The organism is Winogradskyella epiphytica, assembly GCF_003217215.1.
Lineage (GTDB): Bacteria > Bacteroidota > Bacteroidia > Flavobacteriales > Flavobacteriaceae > Winogradskyella > Winogradskyella epiphytica.
On sequence record NZ_QJTD01000005.1, the window covers coordinates 37,100 to 59,155 of the forward strand.

Consider the following 22,056-nt stretch of genomic DNA (forward strand, 5'->3'; position numbering starts at 1 on the left):
TAAAGTATAATTATCTTTATTTATTTCTTAGGTAAAAATACCTCAGCCATCATACAACGAGCACTACCACCTCCTAAAATTTCAATAGTATTTAATGAGCTATACAATATAGGACAATGTTTTTCTATAGTCTTAATTTGATTAGGAGTTAAACTCTTATAAGCGGTTTCACTCATAATTAAATAACGCTGCTCGTTCTCACCTCTCACCTGCAACATATTTCCAGCAAACTGATGCATTTGAGCTTCAGTAATAGAAACGATTTCCTTACCATCCTGTTTCAGCTGTTTTACAACGCTCTTACGCTCCTTTTTATCATCTATGCTATCTAAACAGATTACCGCAAAAGTTTCTGCCACACACATCATCACATTAGTATGATAGATTGGTAATCGCTTACCTTTTACGTTTTGATATGCTGTAAATATTACAGGACTGTATTCAAAATCTTCACAAAACTCAATGAATAATTCCTCATCCGCTCTTGCAGACAAAGCGCAATAGGCTTTTCTGTTCTCACGATCTAAAATAATACTACCTGTTCCTTCTAAAAACACACCTTCGTGTTCTGCAGAGGTATAATCAATAATATTTTCAATAGCAAAACCGTCTTCTTCTAGTCGAATAAACACATCATCACGTCTTTCCTTTCTTCTGTTTTCTGCAAACATTGGATATTTTGCTACATCACCATTTCCGTGAAAACTTACCCAGTTATTAGGAAAAATTGAATCTGGCGTATCAGCAGTTTCATCATCATTAATAACGACTACATTAACACCAACAGCTTGTAATTTCTCCACAAAAGCATCAAATTCTTCTTGTGCTTTAGCATTGATTTCGGCATTTTTTAAATCCAATTCTTCCTGGAAATAATTATTGACAGCCGTTTGTTCATTCATCCTGAAATTTACAGGACGAATCATTACTATTGTATTTGTAGTTTGTTGCATAATCTGAAATCTAAAATTGTTGCAAAATTAGTCAATTTTATGACTCTAAAAACCCAATTAACACAACTTTTCCTGACATAATTTTGTTAAGTTTGAGGTATAGTATATAATACGTTTTATTCATGAAAAAACTCTTCATAATTTTCTTAATCATTTCTTCCTGCTCCGATAAATCCCAACAAAAAGAAATAAAAACCAATCAAACCGAAATAGATTTCACAACGGTGTTCGAAAAAAGCGAGGGCGTTGAAACAGCTACTTATCAAGAAACGATTGCTTACTATCAAGATTTGGCCGACCGCTATGCTGAAATTTCAATTCAAAACATAGGTGAAACAGATTCAGGAACACCACTTCATATAGTGACCTTAAACATGGACGGATCTGGAGATAATTTTGAACAACTACGACAAAACCATAGAATCATTTTAGTCAACAATGGTATTCACCCAGGAGAATCCGATGGCATTGACGCCACGATGATGTTGTTTAGAGATTTTGCTCAAAGAAAAATAGAAACACCGAAAAACACAGTTGTAGTTACTATTCCTATCTATAATGTTGGTGGTAGTTTAAACCGCAATTCTACATCTCGTACCAATCAGAATGGCCCAAAGGAATATGGTTTTAGAGGAAATGCAAGAAATTATGATTTAAACAGAGACTTCATAAAAGCCGACACTAAAAACGCACAAACTTTCGCTAAAATATTTCATTTAGTACAACCCGATATTTTTATCGATAATCACGTGAGTAATGGTGCAGATTACCAATACACCCTAACCCACTTGTTTACACAACATAATAAATTAGGCGGTGAACTTGGAGACTATATGCATACTGAAATGATGCCAAAACTCGAACAAAAGCTCGAAACAAAATCTTGGGACATCACTCCCTATGTCAATGTATTTAATCGTACACCGGACTCTGGATTTACACAATTTCTAGATACACCTCGCTACTCTACAGGATACACGGCTTTATTTAACACCTTAGGTATGATGATTGAAACACATATGCTAAAGCCTTATAAGCAACGTGTTGAAGGCACCTATGAATTAATGAAAAGCATGATCGAACTCACCGAAGAGCAAGGTGATAAAATTTCAGAATTAAGAAAGAAACAAGAAAAATTATGGTCGGTTGGAAAAAGCTATCCTCTTTCTTGGACCGTCGATTCTACTAAAACCTCCACCTTAAATTTTAAGGGTTACGAAGGTGAAATGATTCCAAGTAACCTCACAGGATCCAAACGTTTAAAATATGATAGAACCAAACCCTTCACAAAAGAAATCACATATCACAATCATTTCAAACCGGTTGATTCCGTTCTAATCCCAAAAGCCTATATCATTCCTCAAGGTTGGCATCATATTATTAAATTATTACAACTGAATAATGTTGAAATGGCTCAACTTCAAAACGACACAACACTTACAGTTGAATCTTACAAAATAGCCAACTATGAAACTAGAAAGACGCCATACGAAGGCCACTATTCTCATTACAACACAAGCATAACATCTACAGAGGAAAAAGTAACTTTTAAAGAAGGTGATGTCATGATTTCAACCGATCAAAAAGCGGTGCGCTATTTATTAGAAACTTTAGAGCCAACAGCGCCTGATTCATTCTTTAATTGGAATTTCTTTGACACCATTCTACAACAAAAAGAAGGCTTCTCACCGTATGTATGGGAAGATAACGCTGAAGAATTATTAAAACGAAATCCGAAGCTTCAAATTGAATACAATATCATGGTTAGCTATGACGAAGATTTCGCTAATAATTGGTACACACAATTAGATTGGCTACATAAGAAAAGTAAGCATTATGAATCGGCTCACCTTCAATACCCTATATATCGCTTGAAGTAAAATCTCAAGGTTCTAAAAATTTTGTCGTATTTTCAAATGTGGATAAATATCAAGAAACATTTGAAACTTGGAATAAGGTGGCGAAAAATTATGATGACAAGTTTATGAAATTAGACTTGTACAATGAAACTTATGATGCCTTTCTAAATTTAATACCGACTCCTAAAGCTTCACTTATAGACATTGGCTGTGGTCCTGGTCATATTTCAAAATACCTTCTATCCAAAAATTCTGAGTTAAGATTAACAGGAATTGATATTTCGGAAAACATGATTAGCCTAGCAAAACAAAACGTACCAAATGCTCATTATGAAGTCATGGACATTAGAGAAATACATAACTTAAACGAAAAATACGATGCGATTATATGTGGATTCTGTATTCCGTACTTATCAAAAGCAGACGTCTCTAAACTGATAACGGATTGCAAAAATCTGCTCAATAATAATGGTGTTTTATATTTAAGTTTCGTTCCAGGACAGTACAGCCATTCTGGTTTTATTTCGGGAAGCATGACTAACAGAGTTTATTTTTATTATCATCTGTTGAATTCTATAAAGAAACAATTAAAAGACGCATCTTTTGAATTGCAAAAGTCCTTTCAAATAAAGTATCCTAAAGCAGACAAAACTCCTGAAAACCAATATATTATAATATCAAAACTCGTCTAAAATAATTTTTCAAGCAATGTAAAAGCAATTAAAAAATGACATACATTTACTTAAAATTTAAATAGCGTAATGCGCTCTAAATGAATAAATACATTGTTGTAAATCAACCTGAAAAATGGAACTTTTCAATTGATAATATTACCGTATTATCCTCCCAAGATTACCTTACAAATCCGAAGTATTCCTTATTAAAAAACGCACGAATCTTCAATTTATGTAAAGATTACTCTTACCAATCTAAAGGATATTATGTTTCTCTTTTAGCGGAAGCTAGAGGTCATTTACCCATTCCAACCACTAAAAACATTGTAGATTTAAAAGCCTTGAAACTTGTTAGAATTGTTTCTGATGAATTCGATGATGTTATTCAACAAAGTTTGAAAAATATAAAGTCTCAAGAATTTACCCTAAGTATCTATTTTGGTCAAAACGTAGCACAGAAATACAAAAACCTAAGTGCTTTGTTTTACCGACATTTTCAAGTGCCTTTTTTACGTATTAAATTCAACCATACGACCAAATGGAACATACAGAGCATAAAAGCAATTTCGGAATCTGAAATTCCACAAGAGCATATGCCGAGCGTGCATCAATTCGCCAATCAATATTTCGCAAAAAAGCGTTACGACACAGCAAAACCTACTAATTACGATTTTGACCTAGCTATTTTAGTTCATCCGAATGATCCAGCTCCACCAAGTAATCCTAAAGCCTTAAAAAAGTTTATAGATATCGCAGAAAGAATGAATATCTATGCTGAAATTGTTGAGCCAAAAGATTTATCAAGACTCTCGTCTTTTGATGCTTTGTTTTTGAGACAAAGTACAGAAGTGAATAACGAAGCATACACTTTTGCTCGAAAAGCACAACAAGAAGGGATTGCCATTATTGATTATCCTGATGCCATTTTAAAATGTTGCAATAAAGTGTATATGGCCGAAGCACTACAAAACGCCAACATCAACACTCCAAAAACAGTCATTGTTCACAGCAATAATAGAAATACGGTTTTGGAACAAACAGGATTACCGTGTGTACTAAAAGCACCTGACTCTACATTTTCTTTTGGCGTTAAAAAGGCAAAGACGAAGGAAGAATTTGACGCCTTGGTTTCAGAAATGTTGAAAGAATCAGATTTAATAATAGCACAAGAGTATTGTCCTTCTGATTATGATTGGCGCATTGGCATAATTGACAATAAACCATTTTACGCTTGTAGATACTATATGGCAAAAGGCCATTGGCAAATTTACAATTGGAAAGCCACCGACAAAAACGAGCAAGATGGTGAAGCTGATTGTTTAGCGATAGAAGACGTTCCAAAAAACGTCATTGACATGGCTTTAAAGTCGGCTAAACTTATGGGACTTGGGCTTTACGGCATTGACATTAAAGTTGTAGAAGGTAAACTCATGGTTATTGAAATCAACGACAATCCTAATATTGATTTTGGAGTTGAAGATGCGCATTATGGCGATTTGATTTACACCGAGATTCTTTCAGCATTAAAAAAACGCTTAACTTAAACATCTCACGAACAGGTTTAAAAGCTATATTCTTCTGAACTAGCAATGAACTATTCGATCATTTAATTACAACTGATCTAAACACATGAAAAAGAAATATCACCTCTTCGAGGTCTATGGCATTGAACTCGAATATATGCTAGTTAATAACCATACTTTTAAGGTTGCGCCTCAAGTAGACGAATTATTAACACTTAAAGCAGGTGAACTAAAGGCCGATATTGAAAATGGATCTATAGCATGGAGTAATGAACTTGTAGCCCATGTCGTTGAACTCAAAACCAACGGTCCTGCAAAAAGCACTACTGATTTGGCTGAAAAGTTTCACAAAAACATTTTAGAAATTAATGAAATTTTACACCCCTTAAACCTTTCACTTTTAGGCTCGGCATCACACCCGTTGATGAATCCTGATACAGACACACAATTATGGAAACACAGCTACAGTGAGGTTTATGCACTTTACAATACTATTTTTAATTGTAAAGGTCATGGATGGAGCAATGTACAAAGCACACATATCAACTTACCCTTTTATGATGATAAGGAATTTGAAAAGCTTCATGCTGCCATTCGGATCATCTTGCCTTTATTACCAGGTCTATGTGCCAGTTCTCCAATTTTAGATGGTAAAATCACAGGGTTTAAAGATACACGACTAGAATATTACAAAAGCAACCAAAAGGAAATTCCCGAGTTGACAGGTCTAGTTATTCCTGAGCGTTCATTTTCAAAAGTTGATTATTATGCTACCATATTTGAACCTATAAAAAAAGCCATTCAGCCTTATGATAAAGACAAGATTTTAGACCAATATTTTCTAAACTCTCGTGGCGCTATTGCGCGTTTCGATCGTAATGCTATTGAAATCCGATTGATGGATATACAAGAATGCCCAAAAGCTGACCTCGCAATTTGTGCTTTCCTAATTGAAATTTTAAAAGCACTAATTAATAAAGAATTTTGCTCATTAAAAGAACAAAAAGCTTGGACTAAAGAACAGTTATTCCCTCTATTAAATGATGCTATAAAACATGCTGAAAACTCTATTGTTGGTAATAAGGAATACTTAAACTTATTCGGCCTAAACGATTTTGTAACGGTTAAAGAAGTTTGGAAACATTTATTCCAATCTGTAAAATCAAAACTTCACAAGTCTCATCACAATGCTATTGAGTTAATTTTAGAAGAAGGAACTTTAGCTACTAGAATATTAAATGCCATTGGGGATGATTCTTCGGAAAAACACATAATTTCTGTATATCGCCAACTTCAAGACTGCTTAAAACAGAATAAAATGTTTCAAGCATGAAACTAGTTTTAACATGTGAGCATGCTGGGAATAACATCCCTAAAAATTACGAGAAATACTTCAAGAATAAATCGGTATTAGAAACCCATCGTGCATATGACTTGGGAGCTTTAGACCTATTTAATTATTTAAAACCCTTATCTAATTCATCTTTCTATAGTACCACATCCCGACTATTAGTGGAGCTGAATCGCTCAATACATCATAACAACTTATTTTCTGAATTCACAAAAGAACTTTCAAAAATCGAGAAAGATCAAATCTTAAAAACGCACTATACGCCATACAGATCTAAAGTAGAAAACAGTATTAGGGATTATATAGAAAGGGGAAACACTGTTCTCCATTTATCTATACATAGTTTTACACCACAACTAAATGGCAACCTCCGAAACTGTGATTTTGGTTTACTATATGACTCCTCAAGAAAACCTGAACGACAGTATTGCAAAGATCTTAAATCAAGACTCTTAAGGTACAATCCAAGCCTGAATGTACGATTTAACTACCCTTATTTAGGAAAGGCTGATGGTTTCACAACCTATTTGAGAAAACAATTTCCTACTCAGTATTTAGGTATTGAAATTGAGGTGAATCAAAAGTTTTCTTTCAATAATTTGATGTCAAAAGAAACAAAAGAGTCAATTTCTAAAGCCATAGTTCCTTGACATTCGTAGCAACCTAGACATCAGAGCTTTGATATTATATTTCTATTGTTTAAATTCGTCTAAACCACATTTTTTATCATGAAGAAATTAATCACAATAGTTGTATTTACTCTTTTATCATTTGGGGCCTATGCTCAAAATTTAATTGGTGCCTGGGAAAATTATTATACCTCTGAAAGTGGAGAGAAGTTAAAACGCGTAGCAATTTTTTCGGAAGGATATAACGTAGTTACAACATATAATGCTGACACCGGTGAATTTATCCACAGCAAAGGAGGTTCTTGGAAATTAGAAGGAAGAATCTTAATAGAAACAATAGAATTCGACACGAAGAATTCGGAATCAATAGGTCAGGAATTCAGTACAACAATTACTATTTCAAAAACAGTATTTAATCATATAAACGATGAAATTCAATTTAATCGTATTGATAATGGAGAACCTGGAAAACTGCAAGGTGCTTGGTTAATGTCTGGTAGAGTTATAAATGGGAAATCGCAATTAAGAGATACAAGTGGCCCTAGAAAAACAATGAAAATCATGTCTGGAACGCGTTTCCAGTGGATAGCTTATAATACAGAAACTAAAAAGTTCATGGGAACAGGTGGCGGAACCTACACCACTAAAAACGGTAAATATACCGAGAACATAGAATTTTTCTCAAGAGACAACTCAAGGGTTGGTGCTAGTTTGGAATTTGATTACAACTTAGACAATGGTGATTGGCATCATAGTGGTTTCTCTAGTAAAGGAGATCCACTTCACGAAGTATGGCGTTTGAGAGAATGAAACTCTTACTACGTCGAAACTTCATTACACTAATAACCGAATATTAGCATAGCTATTCTTTAAAGCCTTTTGAGAGGACTTTCCATTCAGCCATTCTACTTTGGTTATACCTTCATTTTCTTGAGGCGATAGATCACCTTCAAAATCGGTTTTCATTTCAAACCAATAAGTCACCTTGATTTTGTGTTTTCCATTTCGCTTAAAAATGTGATAAGTCGTTGGTAAAGGCTTGGTTATTTTCAGACCTTCAACTCCAGTTTCCTCCTCTACTTCCCTAATCGCGGTTTCTTCAATCGTCTCTTTACGTTCTGCTTTTCCTTTTGGTAAATCCCATTTATCGTTGCGGTAAATAAATAGAATTTCATTCTTAGCATTATAGACTTTACCACCTCCAGCGACTACATTAGGTAATAGCTTTAAAAATTTCTTTAGGAGTTTATCTTTATTTTCATGAATTAAATGCACTGCCTTTAAATCTGTATTATTTAAGGTTTTTATCACCTTACCTATATTTACAGACTTTAAAAGAAACGATTTAAAATCAGTTTCCTTTTGTATTTCAGAAGTTAAAATAATAGGTTTATCACCTACATAAATGGTATACATCGTTCAGATATGTTTCTACTTTGTTATTGTAAAAATATTATTTTTTATGAGAAACTATTTGAAATGAAAATTATTTTAGATTAAAATTTCTTAACCTTTAAAATTCATTATTTTTGCAGCATGATTTTTAACAAAGAAACCGCTAAAAAAACAGCCGAAGTTTTATTGCAGATAGATGCTATAAAATTGCAACCCAAAGATCCATTTACTTGGGCTTCTGGCTGGCAATCGCCAATTTATTGCGATAATAGAATTGTACTATCGTTTCCTCTTATTAGAAATTACATTAGAGGAGCCTTAGCGAAACATATAGAAGATTTATATGGCAAACCAGATGTGATTGCTGGCGTTGCAACAGGTGCTATTGGAATTGGCGCCTTGGTGGCAGAATATTTAAACCTGCCATTTGTTTATGTGAGACCAGAAGCTAAAAAACACGGTCGTCAAAATCAGATTGAAGGTTTTATTGAAAAAGGCCAAACTGTAGTTGTGGTTGAGGATTTAATCAGCACTGGAAATAGCAGTCTTAATGCGGTTCGTGCTCTTGAAGAAGCTGAAGTAAATGTAAAAGGCATGGTAGCCATTTTTTCCTATGGGTTTGAGGTCGCTGCAAAGAATTTTGAGGAAGCTGGTGTAGAATTACATACGCTTAGTAACTACGAAACTTTATTAGAGCAAGCTTTGGAGACTTATTATATAACTCAAGATGAACAGCACAGTTTAACGAAATGGAATGCCAATCCAAGTGAATGGAATGGAAATTGATATACACAGTTGAACCAGTTAGGTGCAACTCAGCACTATACAAATCAACAATAAATAACTTAACAATATTATAATGAATTTAGAATCACCAAAAGTAACCTTAGATAAGTCTGCAGAAGAAACTTTCAATTTTCTTTCTGATGTGAAAAATTTTGAAAAACTAATGCCTAGTAACATTAGTAAATTTGAAGTTTTAGATAATGACAAATTTCTTTTTGCGCTAAAAGGAATGCCAGAAATTATCCTAAAGAAAAAGGAAGCGGTTCCTCATAATAAGATTGTACTTGGAGCTGCAGGCGGAAAATTAGATTTCGCTCTAATTGGAAACATTACTGAAATAGAACCAAATAAAACAGATGTTCAATTATCATTTGAAGGTGAATTTAATGCCATGATGGCCATGATGATTAAAGGACCTATTAGCAAGTTTATTGAAACATTAGTAACAAATATGAAAACTGCTATTTAGACTGTAGTTATAATACCCTGAGGTGAAAAACTAGTACAACAAAGTTATTTCTTTAAGGTCGAAGGTTTTTATTATCCCATCTTCGGTCCAAACTTTAAGTTCACCAGTTTCAGTCACACCCTGTATAATTCCAGAAAAGCTGTCATTTTTAGAAGTTCTAAAAGTTGACGGCTTATTTTTTCTAAAAAGAACTGCTTCATATTCTCGTTTTATTTCAGCATAATTTTCAGTTTCAATTGAATTAAAATAGAATTTTAACTGCTCTAGAATAGCTGAAAGAATTTCGTCCTTATCAAATATAACACCAGTTAACAGACTCATTGACGAGGCTTGTGGTAAATTTTCGAAAGTTTTCTGATTAACATTAAGTCCTAATCCAATAATACATCCTTGAATTTTGTTAGATTTAATGATATTTTCGATTAGAATTCCACATATTTTTTTGTCTGCTGACAAAATGTCGTTAGGCCATTTTATTCGTATTTGCGGCAAATTATAGTGGTTCAATGTTTTAAATATCGCCAAAGAAACCGCCATACTTATATAAAATTGATTAGTTATAATAAAGTTTGGCAATCTTTTAAACACACTCGCAGTAAGGTTTTTACCACTTTCTGAATCCCAAACTGAGCCCATTTGCCCTCTCCCCTTAGTTTGTACTTCAGCCACTACCACCGAATAATCACGTGGCAAGGTAACACTCGCTAAATCTTTGAGGTAGCTATTTGTAGAGTCAATGGCATCAAGTTTGATTATATACATTAAATAAACAATTTTATTTTAAGGTTTTCTTATGAGATTAAGAGGGCACAAGAACTAAAAAAATAATAACTTTGCACAAAATTAATACATTTTAATGACGAAAGATAAAATCCCTACAGACCAACTCATTACAACCATTATTGGTGGTATTGAAGAAGTAAAAGGAAAAGAGATAACAATTCTAGATTTAAGAGAAATAGAAAATACGGTTTGTGATTATTTTATTATTTGCGAAGGATCTTCAAATACGCAAGTAAACGCAATCGTCGGTTCGGTTCAAAAACAAGTTAGCAAAGCACTTAAAGACAAACCTTGGCATATTGAGGGTACTGAAAATGCCGAATGGGTTTTAATGGATTACGTTAATGTTGTCGTACATGTGTTCCAAAAACGCATTAGAGAATATTACAATATTGAAGAGCTTTGGGGAGATGCTAAAACTACCCGAATAGAAACAAGTTACTAAAAAGACAAACGCTTATAATGGCAAAAGACAATAAAAATTTAAACAAAAAACCTAAACTAAATCCGTACTGGATTTATGGGATCATTATTGCTGCATTTATATTTATCCAGATGTTCTCTGGTGGATTTGGTGGTTCTGAAGGAACACAAACAACACCTGCTCAATTCTTAGGCTACTTAAGTAATGGCGATGTTGCAAAGATAGAAATTGTAAACAAACGAGAAGCTAGAGTTTTCCTAACTCCTGAAGCGAAAGAACAAACGGAACATAAAAAAACAAAACCGAATACAATTCTTCCGTCGGTAGCAGCTGCTCCTAATTATACATTCGAATTTGGTGATCTTCAAAACTTCGAGAAAGAGGTTAATGAAATTATTAAATCTAAGAATCTTGAAACCAAGTTAGTTTACGAAACTGAGCATAATGTTTGGGGCGATTTTCTCCTTACTTTACTGCCGTTTATAATTATTATTGGGGTTTGGATTTTTATTATGCGTCGTATGTCAGGCGGTGCAGGTGGTGGAGCTGGAGGCCAGATTTTTAATATTGGTAAATCTAAAGCTAAACTCTTCGACGAAAAAACAGATACGAAAACGTCTTTTAAAGATGTGGCTGGATTAGAAGGCGCTAAAGAAGAAGTTCAAGAAATTGTAGATTTCTTAAAATTCCCAGAAAAATATACCGCATTAGGTGGAAAAATACCAAAAGGCGCATTATTAGTAGGGCCTCCAGGAACTGGTAAAACCTTATTAGCTAAAGCCGTTGCTGGTGAAGCACAGGTGCCTTTCTTTTCATTGTCTGGTTCAGATTTCGTGGAAATGTTTGTAGGTGTTGGAGCATCTCGAGTTAGAGATTTATTTAAGCAAGCTAAAGAAAAGTCACCTTCAATAATATTTATTGATGAGATTGATGCCATTGGTAGAGCAAGAGGTAAAAACAATATGTCTGGCTCAAATGATGAAAGAGAAAATACATTAAACCAACTACTAACTGAAATGGACGGTTTTGGCACTAATACTAATGTTATTGTATTAGCTGCAACCAACAGAGCCGATGTTTTAGATAGCGCATTAATGCGAGCTGGTCGTTTTGACCGTCAGATTTACGTTGATCTTCCTGATGTTAGAGAGCGTAAAGAAATTTTTGAAGTGCATTTACGTCCGCTTAAAAAGGAAGAGACGTTAGACATCGATTTCTTAGCGAAACAAACACCTGGTTTTTCAGGTGCAGATATTGCTAACGTTTGTAACGAAGCCGCTTTAATCGCAGCTAGAAAAGGAAAGAAAGCTGTAAATAAGCAAGACTTCTTAGATGCGGTAGATAGAATTATCGGAGGTTTAGAAAAGAAAAACAAAATTATAACCCCAGCAGAAAAGAGAGCTGTGGCTTTCCACGAAGCTGGACATGCTACAGTTAGCTGGATGTTAGAACATGCTGCTCCATTAGTAAAAGTAACTATTGTACCTAGAGGCCGATCTTTAGGAGCTGCTTGGTATCTACCAGAAGAACGTTTGATTGTTCACCCTGAGCAAATGTTAGACGAAATGTGCGCTGCATTAGGAGGACGAGCTGCAGAGAAAGTGATTTTTAATAAAATCTCTACAGGTGCTTTAAGTGATTTAGAAAAAGTTACGAAGCAAGCCAGAGCTATGGTTACTGTTTACGGATTGAGTGACAAAGTAGGAAACTTGACTTATTACGATTCTTCAGGACAATCTGAATTTGGTTTCTCTAAGCCATACAGTGAAAAGACGGCAGAACTTATTGACCAGGAAATTTCAGCTATTATTGAAGAACAATACCAACGAGCAATAAAGTTACTAGAAGAGAATAAAGATAAGCTAACAGAGTTAGCTGAAGTTTTATTAGACAAAGAAGTTATTTTTAAAGATAATCTTGAGAAAATTTTTGGCAAACGTGCTTTTGAGAAAGAACACGTAATTAACGAAGAAGAAGAATAAAAACTTCCTTGTTATAGAATCTTATAAAAAACTTAAATTAACCTTATGTTAGTTTAAGTTTTTTTATATTTGGGAATCGCATAAAAATCAGGATTAATAGCATATTCAATGAGTTTATTTCGTAAAATCTTCGGAAAAAAATCTGAAAAGACTGAAGAGCGCATACCTAATCAGGAGCGCGGCAAATACATGCCTGAAATAAAGCTACCTGTAGATGAACGATTTACCATTAATTTTAAAGCTAATGGTGGTAAGTTTTTGTATTGTGAAAACCTTGATGAAGTAAAAGAAAGTTTTAACGCCATCTTAAACGAAAATAATTGGCACAATGAAAGTGTGTTTTTAATTGATAATCGTTTGTCGTCTTTATTTAAGGATTTCAATCTTAAAAGCAGTAAATCTGTTTCCGATTCTGCTTATTTTTTATCCACTTGTGAATATTTAATTTCTGACGACGGCTCATTGTTAATTTCTTCAAATCAAATAGCCGAAAAAAAATTATTAGAATTACCTGATAACTTTATAATTTATGCCACTACAAGTCAGTTTGTTGAAACTATAGGTGAAGGTCTTAAAGGTATAAAAGCTAAAAGCAAGTCTAGTATTCCAACAAATATTACGACAATTAAACATTTTAAATCGGCAGATGATAAGAACTTTCTAACTTATGGAAGTAGTTCAAAAAATTTGTACCTACTTCTACAAGAAGATTTATAATGAAAGAGTTATTTATAAGAGCCATTTCTGGTGCTATTTATGTATTGCTTCTCGTAGGTTCTCTCTATGTGCAAGATGCTTCTGTCATATTAATCGGCATATTTGGAATGATTTGTATTGCAGAGTTTAGCAACTTAATAAAACTCAAATCTTTTATACAATATGCTATTTTTCCTATAGTCTATATTGGATTTTGGTACTTATGTATACATAACACTAACATGCCTGGTTGCAGTGAAGCAAGTCAAATATTATTAGTTCTCTCAATATTTGTGAATCTAATTCTGATAAAGGATTTATTCACCTCTAAAAAAATCCCATTATTTGAATCCAAACGTTATATCTTAACCACGTTCTACTTATCAAGTGGTTTTGTATTTATGCTACTTATTGCTAATTATGATCATGCCTTCACTCCTCTTTTATTATTAGGAAGTTTCATACTAGTTTGGGTGAATGATAGTGCAGCCTATTTAGTTGGAAAGAATTTTGGTAAACAAAAATTATTTCCAAGCATATCACCGAAAAAAACTGTTGAAGGTTTCTTAGGCGGATTATTTGTCGCATGCATATCTAGTTATTTTATTGCAATTTATACTGAAACATTAGGATTTACTAAATGGTTAATATTAGCTATTATAGTGAGCGTGTTAGGTACATTTGGTGATTTAATTGAGTCGAAATTTAAACGTCAGGCAGGTGTAAAAGATAGTGGCGTTATAATGCCAGGCCACGGCGGACTATTAGATCGATTAGATAGTATTATATTTGCAGCACCATTTATATATTTATTTTTAAGAATATCCAACCATGTTTCATAAAGAAGGTCATAAGATCATATTCGTAACCCTAGTTATTGTCGTGGGTTCATTTTTCCTAATCGATGAGTTTATTCTCAACGAATGGTTACGTAAAGGTTTAATGATAGCTGTTTTGGCTTTCTTTATTCTTATTTTACAGTTTTTCAGAAACCCTAAACGAAACACCCACGCTAATGAAATGCAAGCTTTATCACCAGTAGATGGTAAAGTTGTGGTTATCGAAGAGGTAATGGAAAATGAGGTTTTTAAAGACAAACGTATACAAGTATCTGTATTTATGTCACCAATAAATGTTCACGTAACTAGGCATCCTATAAGTGGTAGAGTAAGTTATAGTAAGTATCACCCAGGTAAATACTTAGTGGCATGGCATCCTAAGGCTAGTGAAGAGAATGAACGTACTACGGTAGTAGTGGAAAACCAACACTTCGGTAAAGTATTATACCGTCAAATAGCTGGAGCCTTGGCAAAACGTATTGTAAATTATGCTAAGGTAGATTCACTGGCCATTCAGGGTCGAGATTCTGGATTCATAAAATTTGGGTCTAGAGTTGATTTATTCTTACCTTTGGATGCAGAAATTAAAGTTGAGCTCAATCAAAAAGTACGTGGTGGAGAAACTGTAATTGCAGAAATGAAATAGATGACTTCCGAAGAATTGGACATAGAATTTAAAGAAGCTGTAGATCGTATAAACGATCATACGGAACCTTTTCCTGCCGATTTTTTACTTCGCCTCTACGCTTATTACAAAAAGGCTACAAACAATTACGACCGCCCAAGCAGTCGTAAACCCATCATTAATGCTTTTAAAGCTAATGCCTTATTTCAAGTACAAAATATTAGCAGAGACGAAGCGAAAAAAGAATATATAGCACTTGTTACCAAGTACTTTCTTTATAGAAAATAAGACTCTTATTAATCTCTTATTAACGGCAAAGTAGAGCAACGTAATAAGCCTTCTTGCTTTGCTATTTCAGAATAAGCAACTTCCTCAACAGTAAAGCCTTGTTCCCTCAACCAAGTATTCAGTCTTGTAAAATTCTTTTCAGAAACGATCACATCTTCAGAAATTGAAAACACATTACTATTCATATTAAACATTTCGTCTTTTGTAATTTCGAAAACATTGTCCTTACCGAAATAATTCAGTAACCATTCATACTCTCTTTCTACTAAAAATCCATTTTTATGAAGAATAGCTTTATCCTTTCCTATGGGTTGAAAACAACAATCTAAATGCAAAGCATTCTCTTTTGGATCGGTATTCGACTTTCTTAATTCGAAAGACTTAACGGTCTTATGTGGAAACAACTCCTGAATCGCGATTACGGCATCCATATTAGTCCTAGCTGTTATATAATCTGAATAATCCTCACCTGAGTATGTACCGATAAAAATATAATCATTCCATGGCATTACATCTCCCCCTTCAACATGACATTCTTCAGGCAGAACAATAACTTTATCGTTATCTATCTCATCAACGATATGTTGAATGGCTTCATATTCGCGTTCACGATCTGGTAAGATATTAGCTTTGATTAATTTATCTTCGATTACAAATGCAATATCTCTTGAAAATATTTGATTGTAATCTTCAATAACCTTGGGTCTATATACCTTAATATCGTACTTTTTAAAAACTTCAGCCACTGCTTCCATTTCTTTGACCATATCCGTTTCCTCCGGATAGGTTCCTGCTTTGATATGTAATACCGATTTAGGATCGTAAGCTTCCTCTATCGAAGGTTCTGGACCGTTGCTAACAGCTGTTCCTAAAATAACAGCTCTAAGACGTGATGTTTCGTTTTGTATGTTTAGTTTCATATTTTTTGAAATAGAAAAAGCTCCATAATACATATGAAGCTTTTTGTTGTTTATAAAAGTAATCTATCTTTTCTCAATAGTTTTAAACTCCCTAAGAGTTTCACCAATATATAATTGTCTTGGTCTGCCAATTGGCTCATTACGCAAGCGCATTTCTCTCCACTGTGCAATCCAACCTGGTAAACGACCTAATGCGAACATAACGGTAAACATTTCTACCGGGATTCCCATAGCTCTATAGATGATTCCTGAATAGAAATCAACGTTTGGATATAGTTTACGATCAATGAAATATGGATCTTCTAAAGCTTCTTTTGCTAAACCTTTAGCGATATCTAAAATTGGATCGTCGATACCTAAATCGTTTAATACTTCATCTGCTGCAGCCTTAATAATCTTAGCTCTAGGATCAAAGTTCTTATAAACTCTATGTCCGAAGCCCATTAAACGGAAAGGATCGTTTTTATCCTTTGCCTTAGCCATATATTTTTTAGTATCTCCACCGTCGGCTTTGATAGCTTCAAGCATTTCTAATACAGCTTGGTTGGCTCCACCGTGAAGTGGTCCCCAAAGTGCTGAAATACCAGAGGCTAATGACACAAATAAACCTGCATGTGAAGAACCTGCAATTCTTACTGTAGATGTAGAACAGTTTTGTTCATGATCTGCATGTAAAATCAATAATTTATCAAGTGCATTTACTAAAATTGGGTTTTGCTCATAATCACTACTTGGACTCTTGAACATCATTTTTAAGATGTTCTCAACGTAGCTTAATTTATTGTCGCCATAATCTAATGGTAAACCATGTTTTTTGCGTAATGTCCAAGCCACTAAAACTGGGAATTTCGCTAAGATTCGTACAATAGAGTTATACATTTGCTCTTCTGAAGTTACATCTACAGAAGTTGGATAAAACGCTGTTAAAGCGCTAGTTAAAGATGACAACACTCCCATAGGGTGTGCCGACTTAGGAAAAGCGTCTAGTATTTTTTTGATATCATCATCTACAACTGAGTGCGATTTAATATCCTTATCAAATTTATCTAATTGCTCTTTCGTTGGTAATTCACCAAAAATTAATAAATAAGCTACTTCAAGAAAATCAGCCTTTTCAGCAAGTTCCTCAATTGAATAACCTCTATATCTTAAGACGCCATTTTCACCATCAAGAAATGTAATGGCACTTTCACAACTTCCAGTATTTTTATAACCTGGATCTAAAGTAATGACACCACCTGTTGCACTTCTTAAACTTTTAATATCAATAGCGACTTCTTTTTCGGAACCTACTAGTATAGGGAATTCGTACTTTTCACCATTAATTTCTAACGTAGCTTTATCTGACATATTTCTTTTCGGGTTTTAGTATATTTTTAAAGGATTGTAAATTTACAAAATCTCCAACGATTACGAAAGGAGATTTATAATGGTTTTAACAATTACAAAAAGTATTAGTCACTTGTTTTATGCTTTTTAACGTTTAATGCAAAAATTGATACTATTTTTAACACTAATTCGCTATAATGAAAAAATATTGTTGTCTAATTCTATTAACTGCTCTAAGTTTCACCCTTGCTTCAGCACAAATTGTGAATGTTGAATCTTTAAGGCGCGTTTCTGACTCTGCCAAATGGTCTGGCTCTGCTGGATTAGATATAGATCTCATTAAAAACACCAAGTCCATTTTCAAGATAACCAATAAACTCAGACTTCAGTATAATAACGGAAAGAATTTATACTTGTTTATGAATGATTTAAAACTGGAACAAATTGAAAGCAGTTCGTTTGTAAATAAAGGCACACAACACTTTAGATATAATAGAAGAATTTCTGAGCGACTAAAACTTGAAGCTTTCGCTCAAACTCAATACGATGCTATTTCGGATATTAAATTTAGAGGATTAGTCGGTGTTGGCCCACGACTCAAACTTTCAAAAAATGATAATTACAGATATTATCTCGGCACATTACTAATGTATGAGCATGAAGAATCTTCAGATCGTTCAATCGACATATTACGTGATTTTAGAGGTAGTGCTTATTTTTCTTTTAGTTTATTTCCTCTAAACAATTTATCTATTGTAAGTACGACCTATTACCAACCTTTGTTAAAACAGTTTTCTGACTTTAGAGTTGCCAACGAAACCTCGGTGGCCTTTAAAATTATTGAAGACTTATTATTTAAAACAACCTTTACTTATAATTTTGATGCTAGTCCTATAGTTGGTATTCCCAAGACGCAATATGAATTATCAAATGGAATTGTATATACCTTTAATTAACGATTGTTATCTTTCAATTATAAAAACTAAAAAACCATCTAAAATTTTATTTAGATGGTTTTTTTTAATTAATTATCTTTTATATAAATTAAGCTTTCACTTTAAACGCATGCTCTTGAGGAAAGTAGGCTACATCACCTAATTCTTCTTCTATGCGTAACAATTGGTTGTATTTAGCCATACGGTCGCTTCGTGATGCTGATCCTGTTTTAATTTGACCACAGTTTAAAGCAACCGCTAAATCTGCAATGGTATAATCTTCAGTTTCACCAGATCTATGTGACATTACAGAAGTATAACCGGCATTATGAGCCATATTCACAGCAGCGATAGTTTCTGTTAAGGTACCAATTTGGTTCACTTTAATTAAAATAGAATTTGCAATACCATTATCAATTCCGCGTGACAAACGTTCTACATTAGTTACAAATAAATCGTCTCCAACCAATTGAACTGTATCACCAATTTTTTCAGTTAAATATTTCCAGCCATCCCAATCATTTTCGTCCATTCCATCTTCAATAGAAATGATCGGATATTTCGCTGCTAATTCTGCTAAGTAATCAGCTTGTTCTTTACTGGTTCTAACAACACCTTTATCGCCTTCGAAAATGGTATAAACATATTTACCATCTTTATAGAATTCTGCCGCCGCACAATCTAAAGCGATCTTGATATCATCTCCAAAGGAATACCCTGCATTTTCCACAGCCTTTTTAATAGTATCTAAGGCATCTTCTGTACCACCCGGTAAGTTAGGTGCAAAACCTCCTTCATCTCCAACAGCGGTACTTAAATCTCTATCATGTAATACCTTTTTTAGGTGATGGAAAATTTCAGTTCCCATTTGCATGGCATGTGTAAAATTTTTGGCTTTAACAGGCATTATCATAAATTCCTGGAATGCAATAGGTGCATCACTATGAGAACCTCCATTAATGATATTCATCATAGGCACAGGTAAAGTATTGGCTGAAACTCCTCCTACATATCTATATAATGGCATTCCTAATTCATTAGCTGCAGCTTTGGCAACGGCCAATGACACTCCTAAAATAGCATTAGCTCCTAATTTCGATTTATTAGGTGTACCATCTAAGTCCATCATCAATTTGTCAATGGCGTTTTGTTCAAATACCGAAACTCCTAATAATTCTTGTGCAAGAATTGAATTCACATTCTCAACAGCCTTTAAAACTCCTTTGCCCATATAAGAATCTCCACCGTCTCTTAATTCAACAGCCTCATGTTCTCCTGTAGAAGCTCCTGAAGGAACTGCTGCTCTTCCCATGATACCATTCTCGGTAGTCACATCTACCTCCACTGTAGGATTTCCTCTAGAATCTAAAATTTGTCTTGCGTGTACATTAATTATAATGCTCATTATTTTTGGTTTTAGTTAACTATGAATTGATGTCTAAACAGCTCTTTATCTGAATTCACAGATTGACTGTATTCAGCGTACTAGGCCGCTAAGGTTAGCCAAATTTACAAAAATCTATAGCTTTAAACAGAACAAAAATCATAATTATGATTAATATCAGTAGCGGCTATACATTAAATAAAAAACGCAATAATGATGAATTTTTATTGCGTTTTTGTTATTATTTATTTTTTGATGTTTTCTATAAATTGATCAAATAAATACAAAGAATCATTTGGTCCAGGACTTGCTTCTGGATGGTACTGAACAGAAAAACAGTTTTTATCTTTTAGTCTAATTCCTGCCACGGTATGATCATTTAAATGAACATGGGTGATTTCCACATTAGGGTTAGCTTCCGTTTCTTCCCTGTTAATAGCGAAACCGTGATTCTGAGATGTAATTTCACCCTTACCTGTTAATAGATTTTTAACGGGATGGTTGATACCTCTATGACCATTGTGCATTTTGTATGTTGAAATTCCGTTTGCAAGTGCAATAACTTGATGTCCTAAACAAATTCCAAATAAAGGTTTATTTTGAGCAATTATTTCCTTTGCCAAAGCTTGAGCTTCTACCAATGGTGCCGGATCTCCAGGCCCATTAGATAAGAAATAGCCATCTGGATTAAACGTTTCTAAATCTTTAAAAGTGGCATTATAAGGAAACACTTTAATATAGCAATCGCGTTCCGCTAAATTCTTTAGTATACTTCTTTTGATTCCAATATCTAAAGCCGATATTTTATAAGTCGCATTTTCATTACCGAAAAAGTATGGTTCTTTAGTAGAAACTTTAGAGGCTAACTCAAGACCTTTCATTGAAGGCATTTCTGCCAATTGTTTTTTAAGGCCTTCAACATTATCTACTTCAGTAGAAATTACAGCATTCATAGCGCCATTATCTCTAATATAACTTACCAAGGCACGTGTATCTACATCTGAAATTGCCAAAGTATTGTGTTTTTCAAAAAACTCTTCTAATGAGGCATCAGCTGCGGTTCTTGAATAATTAAAACTAAAGTTTTTACAGATTAAACCTGCTATTTTAATATCATTGGACTCAACTTCATCTTCTTTAGTTCCATAATTTCCAATATGAGCATTGGTGGTTACCATAAGCTGTCCGTAATACGATGGATCTGTAAATATCTCTTGATATCCAGTAGTTCCTGTATTAAAACAAACCTCACCAAATGCGGAGCCTTCTTTTCCTAAAGATTTACCGTGAAAAATTGTTCCGTCTGCTAATAGGATAATTGCTTTATTTCTTTGCTTGTATTTCATAGCGTTGTTGTGTTGAATAGTGTAGCTATTTTATTGTTTATTCAATTGTTTGCGTTAGGGATTGAACGGTTTGTTTGAGCTCCTCGCAGAGAGCGAGTAGTGAAAGCACGACCTTATTAGTTTTATTAAACTAATGAGGGAACGCCCAAAATGAACAATCTTTTAAGTTTTGCAAAAGTCCAAAAAAAAAGGATAAACTGAAACAGTTTATCCTTTATAATTATTAATGCTTATTAACACTCGATAATCGAGATTTAAATAATGCGAAAGTCAGTATCAAATTATTAATAGTTTTGAGATCTAACTCTATTCGCATTTTACTCAGCATTTTTATTCTTCTTCGTTTGAAGCTTTAGTTTCTGTTGCAGCAGCTTTAGGAGCCGCAGATTTACTTCCACCTCTTCTACTTCTACGAGTTGTTTTCTTAGGTGCTTTACCAGCATTGTAAAGTTCGTTGTAATCAACTAACTCAATCATTGCCATGTCAGCGTTATCACCAAGTCTGTTCCCCAATTTAATGATACGTGTGTATCCACCTGGACGATCTCCGATCTTTGGTGCAACATCTCTAAACAATTCTGCAACCACATCTTTTTGTCTTAATTTAGACATAACGATACGTCTGTTGTGAGTTGTATCTGACTTCGATTTAGTAATCATTGGCTCTACAAACTGCTTTAAAGCTTTTGCTTTTGCAACTGTAGTATTAATACGCTTGTGCTCAATTAATGAACAAGCCATATTAGCTAACATTGCTTTTCTGTGTGCTGTTTGTCTACCTAAGTGGTTGAATTTTTTTCCGTGTCTCATAACTTATTAATTATCATCTTGCTACCAAATCCCTATTTTGTTTAAACGAAGAGAGA

23 protein-coding genes are annotated in these 22,056 nt (G+C 33.9%); 15 read left to right on the forward strand and 8 right to left on the reverse strand.

Annotation, left to right across the window (positions count from 1 at the left end):
• Window positions 1-20: 20 nt before the first annotated feature.
• Window positions 21-953, reverse strand: coding sequence for a citrulline utilization hydrolase CtlX (gene ctlX, locus DFQ11_RS11070; RefSeq protein ID WP_110475953.1), 933 nt, complete (start codon window positions 951-953; stop codon window positions 21-23).
• A 122-nt stretch (window positions 954-1,075) separates the two neighbouring features.
• Here ctlX and DFQ11_RS11075 point away from each other — a divergent pair, with 122 nt between their 5' ends.
• The 6 genes from DFQ11_RS11075 to DFQ11_RS11100 all read left to right on the forward strand — a co-directional run bounded on the left by DFQ11_RS11075 (window position 1,076) and on the right by DFQ11_RS11100 (window position 7,799).
• Window positions 1,076-2,833, forward strand: a complete 1,758-nt coding sequence (locus DFQ11_RS11075; RefSeq protein WP_110475954.1) for a M14 family metallopeptidase — start codon at window positions 1,076-1,078, stop codon at window positions 2,831-2,833.
• Window positions 2,834-2,871: 38 nt separating this feature from the next.
• Window positions 2,872-3,504: a class I SAM-dependent DNA methyltransferase gene (locus DFQ11_RS11080; protein WP_110475955.1), complete on the forward strand. Its 633-nt coding sequence runs from the start codon at window positions 2,872-2,874 to the stop codon at window positions 3,502-3,504.
• 80 nt (window positions 3,505-3,584) lie between these two features.
• Entirely contained in the window at window positions 3,585-5,030 is a 1,446-nt protein-coding gene (locus tag DFQ11_RS11085; RefSeq protein ID WP_110475956.1) for a RimK family protein, read from the forward strand.
• An 85-nt stretch (window positions 5,031-5,115) separates the two neighbouring features.
• A complete protein-coding gene (locus DFQ11_RS11090) occupies window positions 5,116-6,342 on the forward strand; it encodes a glutamate-cysteine ligase family protein (RefSeq protein ID WP_110475957.1) in 1,227 nt (408 codons plus the stop codon).
• Window positions 6,339-7,010, forward strand: coding sequence for an N-formylglutamate amidohydrolase (locus tag DFQ11_RS11095; protein WP_110475958.1), 672 nt, complete (start codon window positions 6,339-6,341; stop codon window positions 7,008-7,010). Before DFQ11_RS11090 ends, DFQ11_RS11095 begins: the two co-directional genes overlap by 4 nt.
• Before the next feature lie 78 nt (window positions 7,011-7,088).
• Window positions 7,089-7,799, forward strand: coding sequence for a membrane or secreted protein (locus DFQ11_RS11100; RefSeq protein ID WP_110475959.1), 711 nt, complete (start codon window positions 7,089-7,091; stop codon window positions 7,797-7,799).
• A 24-nt stretch (window positions 7,800-7,823) separates the two neighbouring features.
• Here DFQ11_RS11100 and DFQ11_RS11105 read toward each other — a convergent pair whose 3' ends face one another.
• Window positions 7,824-8,405 (reverse strand): NUDIX hydrolase, encoded by a 582-nt coding sequence (locus DFQ11_RS11105; protein WP_110475960.1) that lies wholly within the window; start codon window positions 8,403-8,405, stop codon window positions 7,824-7,826.
• Window positions 8,406-8,525: 120 nt separating this feature from the next.
• Here DFQ11_RS11105 and pyrE point away from each other — a divergent pair, with 120 nt between their 5' ends.
• Together pyrE and DFQ11_RS11115 are read left to right on the forward strand one after the other, a co-directional pair.
• The gene (pyrE, locus tag DFQ11_RS11110; RefSeq protein ID WP_110475961.1) at window positions 8,526-9,170 is read left to right on the forward strand and encodes an orotate phosphoribosyltransferase; all 645 of its coding nucleotides are present in this window, start codon (window positions 8,526-8,528) and stop codon (window positions 9,168-9,170) included.
• A 73-nt stretch (window positions 9,171-9,243) separates the two neighbouring features.
• Window positions 9,244-9,639 carry an SRPBCC family protein gene (locus tag DFQ11_RS11115; RefSeq protein ID WP_110475962.1) on the forward strand — a complete coding sequence of 132 codons (396 nt, stop codon included), beginning with the start codon at window positions 9,244-9,246 and terminating at the stop codon, window positions 9,637-9,639.
• Between the two features lie 30 nt (window positions 9,640-9,669).
• Here the strand turns inward: DFQ11_RS11115 and DFQ11_RS11120 are convergent, their stop codons facing one another.
• Window positions 9,670-10,401, reverse strand: coding sequence for a biotin--[acetyl-CoA-carboxylase] ligase (locus tag DFQ11_RS11120; protein ID WP_110475963.1), 732 nt, complete (start codon window positions 10,399-10,401; stop codon window positions 9,670-9,672).
• 94 nt (window positions 10,402-10,495) lie between these two features.
• Between DFQ11_RS11120 and rsfS the strand changes: the two genes are divergently transcribed.
• The 6 genes from rsfS (at window position 10,496) to DFQ11_RS11150 (ending at window position 15,276) form a co-directional block, all read left to right on the forward strand.
• Window positions 10,496-10,867 (forward strand): ribosome silencing factor, encoded by a 372-nt coding sequence (gene rsfS / locus DFQ11_RS11125; RefSeq protein ID WP_110475964.1) that lies wholly within the window; start codon window positions 10,496-10,498, stop codon window positions 10,865-10,867.
• A 17-nt stretch (window positions 10,868-10,884) separates the two neighbouring features.
• Window positions 10,885-12,828 carry an ATP-dependent zinc metalloprotease FtsH gene (ftsH, locus tag DFQ11_RS11130; protein ID WP_110475965.1) on the forward strand — a complete coding sequence of 648 codons (1,944 nt, stop codon included), beginning with the start codon at window positions 10,885-10,887 and terminating at the stop codon, window positions 12,826-12,828.
• A 108-nt stretch (window positions 12,829-12,936) separates the two neighbouring features.
• Complete coding sequence (locus DFQ11_RS11135) at window positions 12,937-13,545, forward strand: LUD domain-containing protein (protein ID WP_110475966.1); 609 nt, start codon at window positions 12,937-12,939, stop codon at window positions 13,543-13,545.
• Entirely contained in the window at window positions 13,545-14,366 is an 822-nt protein-coding gene (locus tag DFQ11_RS11140; RefSeq protein ID WP_110475967.1) for a phosphatidate cytidylyltransferase, read from the forward strand. The genes DFQ11_RS11135 and DFQ11_RS11140 overlap by 1 nt, the downstream gene beginning before the upstream one ends.
• Window positions 14,356-15,009, forward strand: coding sequence for a phosphatidylserine decarboxylase family protein (locus DFQ11_RS11145; protein WP_110475968.1), 654 nt, complete (start codon window positions 14,356-14,358; stop codon window positions 15,007-15,009). The genes DFQ11_RS11140 and DFQ11_RS11145 overlap by 11 nt, the downstream gene beginning before the upstream one ends.
• The gene (locus DFQ11_RS11150) at window positions 15,010-15,276 is read left to right on the forward strand and encodes an acyl-CoA-binding protein (RefSeq protein ID WP_110475969.1); all 267 of its coding nucleotides are present in this window, start codon (window positions 15,010-15,012) and stop codon (window positions 15,274-15,276) included.
• A gap of 8 nt (window positions 15,277-15,284) precedes the next feature.
• On the opposite strand, the gene DFQ11_RS11155 is transcribed toward DFQ11_RS11150, so the two are convergent.
• Together DFQ11_RS11155 and DFQ11_RS11160 are read right to left on the reverse strand one after the other, a co-directional pair.
• Window positions 15,285-16,196: a dimethylarginine dimethylaminohydrolase family protein gene (locus tag DFQ11_RS11155; RefSeq protein WP_110476070.1), complete on the reverse strand. Its 912-nt coding sequence runs from the start codon at window positions 16,194-16,196 to the stop codon at window positions 15,285-15,287.
• A 63-nt stretch (window positions 16,197-16,259) separates the two neighbouring features.
• Entirely contained in the window at window positions 16,260-17,546 is a 1,287-nt protein-coding gene (locus DFQ11_RS11160) for a citrate synthase (RefSeq protein ID WP_110475970.1), read from the reverse strand.
• 176 nt (window positions 17,547-17,722) lie between these two features.
• Between DFQ11_RS11160 and DFQ11_RS11165 the strand changes: the two genes are divergently transcribed.
• Window positions 17,723-18,481: a DUF481 domain-containing protein gene (locus DFQ11_RS11165; RefSeq protein ID WP_110475971.1), complete on the forward strand. Its 759-nt coding sequence runs from the start codon at window positions 17,723-17,725 to the stop codon at window positions 18,479-18,481.
• 88 nt (window positions 18,482-18,569) lie between these two features.
• On the opposite strand, the gene eno is transcribed toward DFQ11_RS11165, so the two are convergent.
• The 3 genes from eno to rplQ form a co-directional block, all read right to left on the reverse strand.
• Window positions 18,570-19,865, reverse strand: a complete 1,296-nt coding sequence (eno, locus tag DFQ11_RS11170; RefSeq protein ID WP_110475972.1) for a phosphopyruvate hydratase — start codon at window positions 19,863-19,865, stop codon at window positions 18,570-18,572.
• 224 nt (window positions 19,866-20,089) lie between these two features.
• Entirely contained in the window at window positions 20,090-21,190 is a 1,101-nt protein-coding gene (gene carA / locus DFQ11_RS11175) for a glutamine-hydrolyzing carbamoyl-phosphate synthase small subunit (protein WP_110475973.1), read from the reverse strand.
• A 330-nt stretch (window positions 21,191-21,520) separates the two neighbouring features.
• Window positions 21,521-22,000, reverse strand: a complete 480-nt coding sequence (rplQ, locus tag DFQ11_RS11180) for a 50S ribosomal protein L17 (RefSeq protein ID WP_110475974.1) — start codon at window positions 21,998-22,000, stop codon at window positions 21,521-21,523.
• Between the last annotated feature and the right edge of the window lie 56 nt (window positions 22,001-22,056).

Coding starts and splice junctions, on each gene's coding strand:
- DFQ11_RS11115 (WP_110475962.1), top strand. CDS start 9,244: ATGAATTTAGAATCACCAAAAGTAACCTTAGATAAGTCTGCAGAAGAA.
- DFQ11_RS11145 (WP_110475968.1), top strand. CDS start 14,356: ATGTTTCATAAAGAAGGTCATAAGATCATATTCGTAACCCTAGTTATT.
- rplQ (WP_110475974.1), bottom strand. CDS start 22,000: ATGAGACACGGAAAAAAATTCAACCACTTAGGTAGACAAACAGCACAC.
- DFQ11_RS11135 (WP_110475966.1), top strand. CDS start 12,937: ATGAGTTTATTTCGTAAAATCTTCGGAAAAAAATCTGAAAAGACTGAA.
- eno (WP_110475972.1), bottom strand. CDS start 19,865: ATGAGCATTATAATTAATGTACACGCAAGACAAATTTTAGATTCTAGA.
- ctlX (WP_110475953.1), bottom strand. CDS start 953: ATGCAACAAACTACAAATACAATAGTAATGATTCGTCCTGTAAATTTC.
- DFQ11_RS11150 (WP_110475969.1), top strand. CDS start 15,010: ATGACTTCCGAAGAATTGGACATAGAATTTAAAGAAGCTGTAGATCGT.
- carA (WP_110475973.1), bottom strand. CDS start 21,190: ATGAAATACAAGCAAAGAAATAAAGCAATTATCCTATTAGCAGACGGA.
- DFQ11_RS11165 (WP_110475971.1), top strand. CDS start 17,723: ATGAAAAAATATTGTTGTCTAATTCTATTAACTGCTCTAAGTTTCACC.
- pyrE (WP_110475961.1), top strand. CDS start 8,526: ATGATTTTTAACAAAGAAACCGCTAAAAAAACAGCCGAAGTTTTATTG.
- DFQ11_RS11085 (WP_110475956.1), top strand. CDS start 3,585: ATGAATAAATACATTGTTGTAAATCAACCTGAAAAATGGAACTTTTCA.
- DFQ11_RS11120 (WP_110475963.1), bottom strand. CDS start 10,401: ATGTATATAATCAAACTTGATGCCATTGACTCTACAAATAGCTACCTC.
- DFQ11_RS11105 (WP_110475960.1), bottom strand. CDS start 8,405: ATGTATACCATTTATGTAGGTGATAAACCTATTATTTTAACTTCTGAA.
- rsfS (WP_110475964.1), top strand. CDS start 10,496: ATGACGAAAGATAAAATCCCTACAGACCAACTCATTACAACCATTATT.
- DFQ11_RS11100 (WP_110475959.1), top strand. CDS start 7,089: ATGAAGAAATTAATCACAATAGTTGTATTTACTCTTTTATCATTTGGG.
- DFQ11_RS11090 (WP_110475957.1), top strand. CDS start 5,116: ATGAAAAAGAAATATCACCTCTTCGAGGTCTATGGCATTGAACTCGAA.
- DFQ11_RS11155 (WP_110476070.1), bottom strand. CDS start 16,196: ATGAAACTAAACATACAAAACGAAACATCACGTCTTAGAGCTGTTATT.
- DFQ11_RS11075 (WP_110475954.1), top strand. CDS start 1,076: ATGAAAAAACTCTTCATAATTTTCTTAATCATTTCTTCCTGCTCCGAT.
- DFQ11_RS11140 (WP_110475967.1), top strand. CDS start 13,545: ATGAAAGAGTTATTTATAAGAGCCATTTCTGGTGCTATTTATGTATTG.
- DFQ11_RS11095 (WP_110475958.1), top strand. CDS start 6,339: ATGAAACTAGTTTTAACATGTGAGCATGCTGGGAATAACATCCCTAAA.
- DFQ11_RS11160 (WP_110475970.1), bottom strand. CDS start 17,546: ATGTCAGATAAAGCTACGTTAGAAATTAATGGTGAAAAGTACGAATTC.
- ftsH (WP_110475965.1), top strand. CDS start 10,885: ATGGCAAAAGACAATAAAAATTTAAACAAAAAACCTAAACTAAATCCG.